This window comes from Candidatus Chlorohelix allophototropha (genome assembly GCF_030389965.1).
Taxonomy (GTDB): Bacteria; Chloroflexota; Chloroflexia; order Chloroheliales; family Chloroheliaceae; genus Chlorohelix; species Chlorohelix allophototropha.
In genome coordinates, this window is record NZ_CP128400.1 from 644,075 (window position 1) to 656,824 (window position 12,750).

The window sequence follows — 12,750 nt, forward strand, 5'->3', positions numbered from 1 at the left end:
GAACACTCCCAGTGTTGAAATTATAAAATGTAATGATTAGGACTAGATCGGACACGTATGGTAAAATCAACACAAGCATTATCAGAAGGAGTGTCCGATGTCAGTCGAACGAAAAATCATCAAAGGGCGAGTAGGACTGCTGAAGCTAGCCGAGGAGTTAGGCAATGTCAGCCAGGCCTGCAAAGTCCTGGGCTATTCCCGCGATACTTTCTACCGCTACATGGTTGGAGTATTACAATCGGGAGCGCGCGCATATTGGGCGGTATTGTTACGGCAAGACCCCTTTACAAACTTTTCGAGATAGCAAGCACTTGGCAGATCAGAAACGATTGGATAAACTGTTAGAAACTACCGCCACCAGAAGTCAGGCGGTTACTACCCCTCTTGTCAGTTAAGTCGCTAGTATCCGATCTAGTCCTGTCTACTACATTTTTCCCGCGTTACCACTAAATTTTACGCAGACCCTGATCTTTTCTTAATTACTAATCGAATACCACTCTCCACCTACTGGTAGGTGGCTATTTTCACAAGAACGTCAAAGGTATCAAACCCCTTGACAATTTAACACATTGGACACGTATCCTGTTCCTAGAAGTTTGTCGGAGAAAGCCTTATTTTGGCGTAGACACTACCACTGATAGTAAAATTCTAGCAGACTTGTCTATAAGTGGTAGGCATTTCGATTACTCCGACAAGCTGCTAGGTGTTGTATGTTAAAGATGTTTTAAATATGATGAGATTTGCTCTAGCGAAAGTACCAGGGTAGCAGCTTTCAGGTCTATGGCAGCTTTGGGCATACCAAAAACAACCGAAGTGGATTCATCCTGCGCTACCGTAACTGCACCCGCATCATGCAGCTTTTTCAAACCGCGCGCGCCGTCATTCCCCATTCCGGTCAGAATTATGCCAAGCGCATCTGCCCTGGCGGTTCTGGCAACGGATTCAAACATCACGTCTGCGGAAGGTTTGTGCGCATTAAGACCGGGGGATTCGTCCAACGTAAGTTTAAAACCAGGATTCAAAACCAGATGGGCATTATCCGGGGCAAACCAGATTTTTCCGGAATTAAACTCTAGGAATGCGCCGTTACGGACGCATGCAATATCTCGCCCGGTGGTTTGGCGCAACCACACCACCAATTGTTCGAGGAAGCCGGGCAGAATGTGCTGGGTAATCAGGATGGGTATTTTAAAATTGGGCGGCAGGGCTTTCAAGATTTTTTGAAGCGCCGGAGGCCCCCCGGTACTGCCCGCTATAGCAATCAAGCCGGGGGGTTTGTTACCCGGTTTTGGGACACTAAAGTTCAACTGGTTAGTATTGATGCGATTTAGCAGGTTACGCCTGACAACTTTGACCTCGGACATTAACTTTACAGTGTTAATCAATATCCGGGCGGCATTTTCCGCGCCCGTCCCGCTTAATGCTCCCGATTTTGGCACTACCGTTAAAGCGCCTGCTTCCAGTGCAAGCATCCCCAAATTGACCTCTTCTTGCAGCAGCCCAGATAAAATGACAATTGGAACTGGCATATCGGACATAATTGAGCGGGTGGCTTCTATACCATCCATTATCGGCATCTGAATATCCATCACGATAATATCAGGATGGAATTTCTGGTTGAGTTGTATGGCTTCCTGACCGTTGCCCGCTACCCCTACCACAAATAATTGGGGGTCGGTTTTGAATATTTCAAACATGTAGCGGCAAAATACAGGCGAATCATCACAAAGCAATACCTTGATCATTTTTTACACCAACTGCCTGATGGTAGTAAGTAAACTCTGCTGGTCAAAGCTGTTTTTAACAATATAAGCATCTGCTCCGGCTTGCAATCCTTTGGCTTTATCTTCGTCTGATCCCAGAGATGTAACCACTACTACTGGCAGTTCTGCCAGATGCGGGTTTTGTTTAATTTCGCGCGTGAGTTGGTAACCGTCCATTATCGGCATCTCAACATCGGTGATAACTAGGTCAAAATGGTCATGCTTGAGAAATTCCAGCGCTTCTAGCCCATCGCGGGCAGTTTGTACAGAAAAGCCTGCCACCTCAAGGATATTTTTTTCAAGGGTGCGGGTGGTAATCGAGTCATCCACCACTAAAATATGGTTTTTTTGAAATTGGCTGGCAACTTTTGGCTCCTGTGTCTCCGGTGCATTAGCCTTAAGCGAGACGGCAGGCGCTAAATCATCCTCCATAAAAATCTTCATTAGGTCGGCGGTATTTACAATCAGGGCAACGGTTTTATCGGGCAGAACGGTAGCTCCTGCCATATATCGCACTTGCATTAAAGGCTTGCTGAAGTTTTTAACCACCACTTCCTGATTTCCCAACAAGTCGTCCAGATAAATTGCGCCATAATGATTCCGATTATATAGTACCAGAATAATATTATTTTTACCGCTGCTTTTTAAACCCAGTACTTGCGCCATAGAAATTACGGGAACTTTTATCCCACTATACAATAAATATTGGCGGCTGCCTATATTAACCAGATTTACATCGCTGACCCGGTAAGCATGAACCACGCTGTCAACCGGGAAAATAAAAAGTTGCTCGCCGGATTTAGCCAAAATCCCCTCGGTAGTAAACAGGAAATTTGGAATCGAGAAAATAAAGCTCGTGCCTTTATCCTTCTCGCTTTCCACATCAATGCTTCCCGACAGATGGGTGGCAATTTCTTGCACCACATCCATGCCCACCCCACGCCCTGAAATCTCGTTTGCAGTGCTTCTGGTGGAAAAGCCGGAGTTAAAAATGAACCGAATAATCTCATTATCGCTCAGGGTGTCGATTTCCTCCTGAGTTATCAAACCACGTTTGACGGCGACCTGCTTTATCTGTTCTCTATCAATGCCCGCGCCGTCATCGCTAAGCTCAAACTCGATCCGGTGCCCTTGCTGCCGAAATACCAGCTTTAATTGTCCTTCGGGCGATTTGCCCTTGAAGATGCGCTGCGAAGGGCTTTCAATTCCGTGATCCAGCGCGTTGCGGATCAGGTGCAACAGCACCACCCGCAGCTCACCCAAAAGTTTTTTATCCAACTCCAGTTCCGCCCCGCTAACCACCAGATAAGCTTGCTTTCCAAGAGAGTGCGAAAGCTGCCTTATCACTCTTTCTAACTCTTCCACCAGTAGGTTTAGCGGGACAAGGCGCAAGCGGCGAGTTTCAAACTGGATTTGCCGGGAAGTTTGGGCGAGGTGATCCACACTGCGCTCAAAATGCTCGCTGAAATTGTTAACGCGAGTTTCCAGTTCCTTAAGTTGCTGCTGGTTTTGTTCAAGGAAGTGCAGCAGATTTAAAAGGTCTTCTTCTTTTTTGGCAGGGCTGGTCGAGTGACCCTGAAGCGTGCGTGTATATGCCCCGCGCATACCGCGCCATAGTTTTGACCAGTTGCGTAGTTGATTTTTTATTTCGGCAAGGTCTTGCTGGTGATTACTGACGCGCAGATGCGCTACCAATAGTTCGGTTGAAACCGCCAGTAAATCATCCAGTTTTGCGCCGTTAATCTGGATGGAGGTATCCACCCCAACCGCCGTTGTAACCGGGCGGGCTACGCTTTTGGTGGTCTCAGCCTTGATTTGTTCTGGAGAAGTTGCGCCGTTCTTGCTCTCCTTTTTCGCATCTCCGGGCTTTTTATTCTGCTCAAGCTCGGCAATGAAATCCAGCAAGGTGTTGATTTCAGGCGGTTGCCCCAGCGTAAGGCGGTTGAGCAGTTGGTCGAGCCAGTTCACCCCATCGTAAAGGCGATCTATCGCCCACGACCAACCATCCATAGAAAAATCCGGTTTGGAAGCGGCAGCTTTGAAAGGCAGCAGCAGCGCTTCAAGGGCATGGGTCAGTTGTTCGATTTGGGTATAGGAAAGAACTCTGGCAGCGCCTTTCAGGTTGTGCAGTTCGCGTAGCAAAGCTTTATAAGACTCGGCTGGCAGCCCCTCAGATAGAGAAGTGGGAGCCTGGAAGGATTCTTCTAAAGAGCTTAGATGCTGGGAAATAGCCAGGATGCGCTCGTTCATTTCCTGGCGAAAATTCTCCTGCATGGATTTTTGCAACTCTGCTTCAAACGACATTTACCACCTGCTTGTACTTAGCATGCCCTGTGTTGCTATTGATAATAACCGTTAGACAGGTTGAAGCGTTGGTTGAGCGCATTAAAGCGGGTCGCAATAAGTTTGAGGCTTTCCACGCTTTGTTGAATCTGGCGCGTACCGACTGCACCCTGAGTAGTGACTTCATTGATATTGAAGATCGCTTGCGAAATTTGTTCAATCCCAATTGTTTGTTGCTGTACCATCACCTGTATCTGTTGGGTGTTGCCGATGTTTTCTTTCAAAACTTCATTCAACTGGCTAATAGCTCCTCCAGTGCGATTGGCAAGTTTAACCCCGTTTTCTACCCCTTTGGTGCCTTCTTCGGTAACCATTACCACTGCATTGGTAGCTTTCTGAATGTCGAACAGGATGGTACGAATTTGCGCGGTTGCCTGTTTAGAGCGTTCCGCCAGCACCCGAATCTCGTTAGCCACCACCGAAAAGCCCCTGCCGTGTTCTCCGGCGCGCGCGGCTTCTACGGTTGCGTTCAAAGCCAGCAAGTTGGATTGCTCGGCGAGGTCATTCACAGTGGTGATAATCTCGCCAATTTGCTGGGTTTGTTCCGAAAGCACAAGAATATTCTCGGCAATAATCTGCACTTTCTCTTTGATTTGGCTCATGCCTTCGATGGTATCTGCCACCACCTTCTGCCCATCTTCCGCTACCACCGAAAATTGTTGAGCGCTTTCCGAAATCGCCATTGCCCGTTTGCTGGTCTGTTCAATGGTCGCCCTTACTTCGTTTACAGTTGAGGCGGTTTCATGAATAGCGGCGGACTGTTCAGTTGCGCCTGAATTTTGCAAGTTGACCAACTCAGCCAATTGTTCCGCCGAGATTTTCAGTTCACTGCCGGATTTATTGATTTCAAGGTTAAGCTGTATTAAATTATTCACCATCTCCTTGAAATCGCGCGCGAGGTCGCCGATTTCGTCGCCACGATTGGACTCAATGGTCTGGGTGAGGTCGCCCGCCAGCACTGCTTTAGTGACCAAGCGCAACCTTTTGATAGAGCGCACAATCGAATTGGAGAGCATGTAGCCCACCAGCAGGATAATTACTACCAGCAGCGACGAACCACCCAGAATAGACCAAAACAGGTTTGAGTATAAATCTCGCCCTTGCGCCAAAATCTGCTGTCCTTCTTGTTGCTCGTTAAAATTTAACTTGTTCAGCAAGTCTATAATAGAATCGCTCTGGTTTGTCATGCTGATGGCTTGAATAGCCTTTTGTTTGGAGGTGGGGTCATTACTTGAAATCAGAGTTATCAACTCCTGCTCAAAGCCGCTCCAACTCAGCCACTCTTTATCAACTTCCATTATCACAATCCGGTAATCTGCGCTTATAGAGAATTTTTTGTATGCTTCCCAACTGGCGGAGAAATCCTGCAAATCCTTCTTAGTACTATTGAGTAAAACTTGAACTTTAATCTGATTCGGTTCAAGCATTGCTTGCCTGACGGCTACCCGTACCGATTGCAAGCTTTCAAGGCTGGCATTAAGCAGGTTCAGGCTGGTAATTTGCTCGCTATTCAACTTGTCCAGATTATCTTTCATGGCACTGGTGCCGATGATAGCCAGCGTTCCTATCAAGATAACCAAGGTTAGAATGACAAAACCTGACAGCCCGAATTTTTTCTTGATTGTAAGTGAGCGGTGGTTTAACATCCTTTTATCCTTCTTTTTAGTGTCTGCCGACCTTTTGAAATCCCCACTAATTTTGATTAACTGTAAAGGTATTACTGTTAGTAATTGCCAGCAAATCTACCCGTATAATCCCGGTCAGATCAATCCCTGAGATATATTCATTATGGTAGTCCAAAATCATATCAAGCGCCTGCGTAAAATTATCCGGGCTGTAGTGGCTAATCAGCGGGTATCCATAAGATAACAAACCAAATTCCATCCCCGATATTTCAGTTATAACTACCGTACAATCCCTGTCATAATTATCAGGCTGGGAAACAGCCTTCTTTTGAATAAATTTCTCAAGATTTACCAGCGTTAGAATTTTCCCGCGCATATTGATAACACCTGCGATATGGGCGGGCACACCGGGTACGATGGTGAGCGATTCGAGCGGGATTATTGCCTTTACTTCCAATACATTTATACCGATTCGGCAATGAGCCTGGTTCAAAATGACCAGCATATATTTGTTCTGGTCAGAATAGGGGAGATCAATGGCTTTGGCTATCTCGCGGGCGCGCTCTAATAGTGTTTTCTCTACTTGTTCTGCATCGGTCAGCTTAGCCTCAACCTCAGGCGCGGTTGAATCCAACTTTCGTGAATTATGTTGCGCAAGATATTGCTGCAAACGGTATTGGGTAGCGGCGATTGAATTTAGATTGGGATTCATGATTTCTATAACCTGTATCTATTAATTTTCAAACTCCGTCTGATACTGAATTTCTTTTAACCCCGCGCGTACCAGATTCAGCAGTTCACCGTAGGTAATACTGGGCAGATTAGGGCTGTGCTCGGCAGGATTTGAATTTTCGAGGATAGAAATTATGCGGTTGTAAGCGCGCGCCTGACGTTGTTTATTTCCGGCTTGTGCTTCAAGGTTGATAAGGTAAAAATAGCCTTCCGGTTTGTGCGGTTCCAGATATACGTACTTTCTCGCCATTTCCAGCGCTTTGACGGGGGCGTTTTGCTCCTGATACAAAGCGACAAGGTGCAAATATAGCGCGGAGTTCAGCGGGTCTTTTACCAGCTTTTCTTCAAAAGGGCTGATTTCAGAAATTATTTCAGGCTGCGAAGTAGGGTTAATGCTCATATGTGCCTGCACCTTTTCCGCCTTTATGTGCGAAATTTTGGGCGAAACCGGAAATTCATTTTTAACCAGCAGTGGGCGGCGTAAAATTCTGTAGTTTACCGTATCGATTATCTCAAAATCTGCGAAAAGTTCTTTTGAATATTCGCTTGGGGTGATTACCAAAAAACCGCCCGGCGCAAGGGTCTGGTACAACCGTTTTGCTACCGCTTTGATAGTTTTTTGATCAAAATAGATAAATACATTCCTACAAAAAATGAGGTCGTACATGTAAAGGTCAGTTTTTAGGGGTTGGGAAGTGTTTTCCAGCAGGTTAAGGAATTTAAACTGCACATTGCGCCTGTATTCTTCTTTAACCTGTAAATTTCCCCTGCCTTCTACCGGGGTAAAAGCCTCCTTGAATCTGCTTTGATGCCTGAAACTATTCAAGCCATACACTGCCTGCCGCGCCTTTTCCAAACGGCTTTTGTTTAAATCGGTGCCCAGAATATCTATTTGCCAATCCTTGCCCGCGAAATATTTATTGAGAAAAATAGAGAGGGAGTACGCTTCTTCGCCGCTGGAACAACCGGCGCTCCAAACTCGCAGGCTACGCTTATACGAGCCAAACTGCTTGACCAGTTCCGGCAATACCTCTGCCGCCAGCAGATCATAAGCTTCATAATCCCGGAAGAAGTAGGTTTCGCCGATAAGCACTTCATCCAGAATCGGCTGAATCAGTTCCAGCACTCTGGAAGGGTTAAATGAAAAACGCTCGACCAGCCCAATCAATTCTTCAGGGTCTTTATTTATATGCGCAAAACCGCTCTCAAGGTGCGAGAGTAACTCGGCATTTAGACCATCCGGGAATTTAAAGCCGGTATAATGCCTAATTATGTTTACCAGAGCTTTTACTTGTTCGTTGTTCAGCTTCATATCAATTTGTCAATTCGTCAATTTGCGGTCATATTAGTAAAAGCATTAGTATTGAATCTTCTTATCAATGCTGCATTATTCAGAACAGGCACGAGTCCAATCTCCAGTTTTGCGATAAACTCAATAATTTCGTTATCCTGCGTATCTGTTATCACCTCTGAGATATTTTTAACTTCATTAGGGCTTTCGAACTTTAGCACCTGATCTACTAGCAGGCAAAGCTGCGGTACAATTAAATCTGTACCGTTACTTAAAATCAGCATATGTTGTTGGATCAAGGGGATCCCGAAATCTACGCCAAGTACCTTGCTGCCGCTAATGACCGGGAGCAAGTTTCCACGATAGTTGATAACGCCACAAATCGATTCGCTCGAACCCGGCACATTGGTAATTTGCACTGCTTGAATGATTTCCACCAGAATCCCCGTTTCGAGAGCGTAAAATTTATTCCCAATTTCAAAAGTCATCAAATTAAGCATCGGTTTTATTTTTACGATTCCGCTTTTGCTGCGCCATTATTGCTCCAACCCTCGCCACAAGGGTGGTGAGTTGCTTGTCACATAAATATACTTTACTATCCAGATCGGCTATATTGAGAGCTTCAAGGCTATCTTTGGTAGTGTTCAAAATTATCGGCAGGTCCTGATTATGTGCGTGCAACTTCCGAATCAATTCGAGACCGTTCAGGTCGGGCAAATTTAGGTCGGTAATAACTAGGTCATATTGAGAATTCAAGGCTTTTTCCAGCCCAGCGCTACCGCTCGTTTCGGTATCAAGCGAGTAGGTAGGAGGTACAAATTGCATTCCCGCCAGTTTCAGGAAGAAAGAACTATCATCAATGAGTAGAATATTTAGCATAATTCGGTACGAGCCTTTCGATATATGCCAGCGTTCTTGAAATTGAGCCTGTCCTCACTATTAGTATATTATATATGTAAATAATATATAAAAATAATTTCACATATTTATAAAAATAATTTAATAATATTGATTAAATATCAAATAACTCTTGTGTTAAATGATAAAATAATATTGAATATGGGTTTCATTATCAGCCGCACTCACTCGGCTGCGATAATCTGATTTACATACTGCTCAATAACAAGCAACCTAGAAATACAGGCATTAATCCAGAGAAGGCAAAGGAACTAATATGCGTGTTCTTATCGCTGAAGATAATAATGTCTCACGCCTGATACTTAAAACTGTCCTACAAAAAGCCGGACACCAGATTTATGAAGCAGATAACGGCTTTACCGCCTGGGAGTTGTTTCAGGGCAACGAGGTAGATGTAATTATCAGCGACAGAATGATGCCGGGAATAGACGGCATCGAGCTTTGCACACGCGTCCGCTCTTTACCCCGAAGCATTTATACCTATTTCATTTTCCTCACTTCGATGGATAACAAAAGCCAGTTGTTGGACGGTATTAATGCAGGGGCAGACGATTATTTAGCTAAACCGCTCGATGCTGAAGAATTAAAGATTCGACTCCATGTAGCCGCGCGGATTACTGAACTACACCGCAAGCTAGCACAACAAGCCGAAGAACTAAAGCGATTAAATCAACTAAAAAACGAGTTTGTTTCAATTGTCAGTCATGAGTTCCGAACACCGCTTAGCAGTATTTTATTTTCGGCACAGTATTTGCAACGTTACGAAACAACCGCCAGCGCCGATAAAAAATTGAAACATCAGGTGCGCATCGAAGATTCGGTAAAGAGCATGATAGAACTGCTGGATGAGGTTTTGCTGGTGGGTAAGGCTGAGGCAGGCAAGCTCGATTTCTTAGCTGAGCCGTTGGATTTGAGCGAATACTGCCGCGATTTAATCGAGGAATTTCAGGAAAGAGCGGGGGCACAATACAGCCTGCAATTGGAACTAAAGCACGCCGTCAATTACAACGATTTCAGCGGTGATAAAAAATTACTGCACCATATCCTCGGCAACCTGCTTTCTAATGCCATCAAATATACGCCACAAGCCGGAAAGGTTACGCTTGCGCTCGATTATCAGCGCGATAATGTGGTGCTGAAAGTAATAGATCAGGGAATTGGAATACCGGAAGCGGATCAGGTGCGCATGTTTGAGAGTTTCCACCGCGCAAAAAATGTCGGCAATATCTCCGGTACCGGTCTTGGTCTTTCAATTGTGAAACGTTGTGTGGATTTGCATCAGGGCAGCATTACGCTGGAAAGTCAGGTAGGGGTTGGCACTACCTTTATTGTGACACTGCCGCGTATCCCTGCTTCAAGCCCGGCGGTGGTAGCGCAAGGTTAGAAAGTATATTTATGACAAGAATTCTGGTAATTGAAGACGAAGAGGCAATCCGGGACGATATTCTGGATTTGCTGGAGGCGGAGGGTTTTGAAACCACCGCTGCCGAAAACGGCGCGGTTGGGGTTACTACTGCCCGCCTCAAACTGCCGGATTTGATTATTTGCGACATCACCATGCCCGTATTGGACGGCTACGGAGTGCTGGAAGAGTTGCGGAAAACACCAGAAACGCAGCTAATCCCTTTTATTTTTCTGACAGCAATGGTCGACAAGGATCACCTGCGGCAGGGCATGAATCTGGGAGCAGATGATTATCTCACCAAACCGGTAGATAGCGATGAATTACTACGCGCAATCCAAACGCGCTTGAACAAGCAAGCCGCCATCAGCGAAGCCAATCAAAAGCAGTTTAAAGAATTGCTCGGCAAATTAAGTGACAGTTTACCCGAAGAATTCGTTGAACCGCTCTCGGTGATTATGATGTCTTCTGAGATTTTGATCAAGCACGCCGATACGATGAAGGCTGGTCAGTTGGAAGAGTTGGGTCAAAACATTAATCGTACCGCCACCCGCCTGAATCGTATGATCCAGAACCGTTTGCTGATTTCCAAACTTGAACTGCTGGCAAAAGAGCCTGCAAAAGTCAATTTATTGCGCAGCCTGCAAATTAATGAAGTCACTATGGCGGCGGTCAACGGCAGGTTCACAACGATGCTGAAGGAAAAGGCGCGCCAGCACCACCGCATGACCGACCTTGACTTGCAGTTAAACCCGGCGGCGGTGCATATCTCGGAAGAACATCTAAAGAGAATCGCAGAGGAACTGGTAGAAAATGCCTTTAAGTTCTCCAGAGCAGGTTCCGCAATTACAGTGGTGAGCGGTTACAACCAGCGGCGCGACCGTTATATTTTCGCAGTTTATAACTACGGTAAAGAGTTTGATCGAGAAATCTCAACCAAATTTTCAGGCGGCGGCATTTTTAAAGACTCTGATGATGCAAAATGTCTGGGCTTAACAGTAGTCAAACGCATTCTCGAACTTTACAACGGGGATCTGATTATAGACTACCTTTCAGGAAGGCAAACTGTGGTAGCAGCCCGGTTGCCGCTTTAATAATCCTCCGGTGGAGTATTCGTCTTAGCACATAGGTGACAACTTAAGGATTTGACGGACTTGTCAAGTACAAAATCAGGAATATTTAGCCGAATTTCGGTTCTGGTGCACAGGGTATGAAAATTTTCCAAGTTAGTAGCGTATTTAACTAATATTAGTTCACACTACCCTTACCCTTTCCACCGATTCACGCAAAATGCACCAGAACCTGAATTTCATACCAATTTTGGCTGATATGTTCTTAAGTTTCTCAAATGTGACTGCTTTGGCAATTACTACTCGGACAAAATACAGGCTTTTTGTTGCCAAACAATTATTTTTACCGAAGATTGACCACTTTGAGTATCATCGTAATCAGCTTGACAACTTCAGTGGAACCTTAAGTTGTCAACTATGGTCTTAGCACTAACCGGTTAATAGCACATAGCCTCACTAAGAGAGTGTAAAAAATGGACGAGAATAAATTAAATGTGAACGCGGCGGTGACAGATAGCAGCAATACCAATATGGATTTCACCATGCTATCAAATTTGTTAAAACTGGCAGACGGTAGCGAAGAATTTGTACTATCAATTGTCGAGCTATATTTGGAAGACACGGCAAAGTTACTCAAAGAGATAGATCATAATTTGATAGAGCATGATGCCAAAGCCCTTAAGTTTAATATACATACCATCAAGGGTAGTTCCGGGAATGTCGGGGCGCTTGCGGTTATTGCGCAATGTACCGAGATTGAAAACCAGCTAAGTGCCGGGGATTTAACCGGAATTGAGCCGATCTGTAACCGCCTAAAACTGGAATTTGAAAGAGTGAAAGACGTTTTGGAAGTAAATAACCTGATGCCTATTTTGGGATACTTACAATCTTTCGGGTAAAAGCGACGCTAAGGAAAAATCACAAACTTTTGAGCAAAAAGAGATGCTAAGCTATAGATCTTCAGGTTTGGTTTTGGAATCTTCTGGCAGGTTTTGTGCTTAACCATCGCCGTATTTTTCAAAAACCTTTTCTGAACATCTATATCAATTTTTAGAAATCCTCACCACCAATGCTAGTTTTACCGGGTTGGTGCCCAATATCACCTAGGAACAGGATACGTGTACCGATGAGTTAAATTGTCAAGGGGTCAGGGCCTGGATTTTGAAAAATTATAACGCCGAGGGAGTGAAACAGCCCATTGCTTCTATCTACGTTAGCCCCTCCCCACCGACTGTTTCACGGACGCAGGCGCGGTGCTGAATAAGCGCCGCTTTTCTTTTTTTAAGCATACACAAAACAAACCTGGTTGAAAGTAACACAACCAGCCAGCTTTACGTTTAGATTGTTCTCAGCGCTAACCAGCTACTTCCGTGGCTCGCGCTGCTACCAGGGTGTAAGCTTGCCCATTCCAGTTGAAACTGCTTATTTTATCCTCCAACTTCAAACATTGAAGCTTTTGGAGCAGGAATTCTCGAGTAGTCAACCGACCTCGCCCTTCCAATTTCAATTTGGCACCCCAGTTCATTAGTTTGCGGGCTACCAATTCCGGATTGCCAATCACCTCCTCTTCCTAGAACTTCTTTTCTGTACGATAGCAAAGCTCAGA

General features: G+C 45.2%; 11 protein-coding genes and 2 pseudogenes. 5 read left to right on the top strand and 8 right to left on the bottom strand.

The genetic code is table 11. The features are described from left to right. Positions 1–97: 97 nt before the first annotated feature. Both OZ401_RS15450 and OZ401_RS25930 read left to right on the top strand, forming a co-directional pair. Positions 98–253, top strand: a pseudogene (locus tag OZ401_RS15450) (helix-turn-helix domain-containing protein); the annotation flags it as partial. Continuing rightward, positions 222–327: pseudogene (locus OZ401_RS25930) on the top strand (IS481 family transposase); the annotation flags it as partial. The pseudogenes OZ401_RS15450 and OZ401_RS25930, both read left to right, overlap by 32 nt. Positions 328–713: 386 nt before the next feature. On the opposite strand, the gene cheB reads toward OZ401_RS25930, so the two are convergent. Genes cheB through OZ401_RS15490 form a run of 7 tightly spaced genes read right to left on the bottom strand, consistent with a single transcriptional unit; the run spans position 714 to position 8,633 of the window. Next, positions 714–1,745: a chemotaxis-specific protein-glutamate methyltransferase CheB gene (gene cheB / locus OZ401_RS15460; protein ID WP_341471357.1), complete on the bottom strand. Its 1,032-nt coding sequence runs from the start codon at positions 1,743–1,745 to the stop codon at positions 714–716. 3 nt (positions 1,746–1,748) lie between these two features. Beyond that, positions 1,749–4,067 (bottom strand): hybrid sensor histidine kinase/response regulator, encoded by a 2,319-nt coding sequence (locus OZ401_RS15465; RefSeq protein ID WP_341471358.1) that lies wholly within the window; start codon positions 4,065–4,067, stop codon positions 1,749–1,751. A gap of 35 nt (positions 4,068–4,102) precedes the next feature. Further along, positions 4,103–5,752 (bottom strand): methyl-accepting chemotaxis protein, encoded by a 1,650-nt coding sequence (locus OZ401_RS15470; RefSeq protein ID WP_341471359.1) that lies wholly within the window; start codon positions 5,750–5,752, stop codon positions 4,103–4,105. Between the two features lie 46 nt (positions 5,753–5,798). Next, entirely contained in the window at positions 5,799–6,443 is a 645-nt protein-coding gene (locus tag OZ401_RS15475; RefSeq protein ID WP_341471360.1) for a chemotaxis protein CheW, read from the bottom strand. A 21-nt stretch (positions 6,444–6,464) separates the two neighbouring features. Beyond that, positions 6,465–7,775: a CheR family methyltransferase gene (locus OZ401_RS15480; RefSeq protein ID WP_341471361.1), complete on the bottom strand. Its 1,311-nt coding sequence runs from the start codon at positions 7,773–7,775 to the stop codon at positions 6,465–6,467. A 17-nt stretch (positions 7,776–7,792) separates the two neighbouring features. Then, entirely contained in the window at positions 7,793–8,254 is a 462-nt protein-coding gene (locus OZ401_RS15485) for a chemotaxis protein CheW (protein ID WP_341471362.1), read from the bottom strand. After that, the gene (locus OZ401_RS15490) at positions 8,247–8,633 is read right to left on the bottom strand and encodes a response regulator transcription factor (RefSeq protein WP_341471363.1); all 387 of its coding nucleotides are present in this window, start codon (positions 8,631–8,633) and stop codon (positions 8,247–8,249) included. The genes OZ401_RS15485 and OZ401_RS15490 overlap by 8 nt, the downstream gene beginning before the upstream one ends. A gap of 295 nt (positions 8,634–8,928) precedes the next feature. On the opposite strand from OZ401_RS15490, the gene OZ401_RS15495 reads away from it, so the two are divergent. From OZ401_RS15495 to OZ401_RS15505, 3 genes are all read left to right on the top strand, one after another. Next, positions 8,929–10,056, top strand: a complete 1,128-nt coding sequence (locus OZ401_RS15495; RefSeq protein WP_341471364.1) for a hybrid sensor histidine kinase/response regulator — start codon at positions 8,929–8,931, stop codon at positions 10,054–10,056. A gap of 11 nt (positions 10,057–10,067) precedes the next feature. Continuing rightward, positions 10,068–11,168 carry a hybrid sensor histidine kinase/response regulator gene (locus OZ401_RS15500; protein ID WP_341471365.1) on the top strand — a complete coding sequence of 367 codons (1,101 nt, stop codon included), beginning with the start codon at positions 10,068–10,070 and terminating at the stop codon, positions 11,166–11,168. A 449-nt stretch (positions 11,169–11,617) separates the two neighbouring features. Next, positions 11,618–12,043, top strand: a complete 426-nt coding sequence (locus OZ401_RS15505; protein ID WP_341471366.1) for an Hpt domain-containing protein — start codon at positions 11,618–11,620, stop codon at positions 12,041–12,043. A gap of 455 nt (positions 12,044–12,498) precedes the next feature. On the opposite strand, the gene OZ401_RS15510 is transcribed toward OZ401_RS15505, so the two are convergent. After that, complete coding sequence (locus OZ401_RS15510) at positions 12,499–12,705, bottom strand: hypothetical protein (protein WP_341471367.1); 207 nt, start codon at positions 12,703–12,705, stop codon at positions 12,499–12,501. Positions 12,706–12,750 lie beyond the last annotated feature (45 nt).